Source organism: Providencia sp. UF-224 (assembly GCF_058245955.1).
Genome location: NZ_JBSICC010000102.1, coordinates 1 through 620 on the forward strand (window position 1 = coordinate 1; position 620 = coordinate 620).

The following is a 620-nucleotide window of genomic DNA, read 5'->3' on the forward strand; positions in this document are numbered from 1 at the left end:
GGCTCATACACCACCACTTCAATGCCTTTGGCTTTGATGCGCTTCATGATGCCTTGCACCGCAGAAGCACGGAAGTTGTCTGACCCTGCTTTCATCACTAAGCGATAGACACCGACTTTACGTGGCGCTTTAGCAATAATCGCGTCAGAGATGAAATCCTTACGGGTACGGTTGGATTCCACAATCGCATTAATCAGGTTGTTCGGTACGTCATCGTAGTTGGCCAGTAATTGCTTGGTATCTTTCGGTAAGCAATAACCGCCGTAACCGAATGATGGGTTGTTATAATGGCTGCCAATACGTGGGTCTAACGATACACCTTCAATAATTTGGCGTGCATTTAAACCACGGCTTTCTGCGTAAGTATCTAGCTCATTAAAGTAAGCTACACGCATCGCTAAGTAGGTGTTCGCAAACAGCTTAATGGCTTCCGCTTCCGTTCCATCCGTGAATAACACTGGGACATCTTTTTTGATGGCGCCTTCAAGCAGCAAATCGGCAAAAATTTGTGCACGCTCAGAGCGCTCACCCACCACAATACGGGACGGGTGCAGGTTATCCCACAATGCGCGGCCTTCACGTAGAAATTCTGGGGAGAAAATCACGTTGGTGTAACCAAA

At 47.6% G+C, this 620-nt stretch carries 1 protein-coding gene; it reads right to left on the minus strand.

All coding sequences use genetic code 11. The features are described 5' to 3' along the window. Positions 1 to 620, minus strand: a 620-nt coding sequence (locus AC4IFO_RS23020; RefSeq protein ID WP_490737856.1) for a nucleotide sugar dehydrogenase, incomplete at both ends; no start/stop codon positions are given.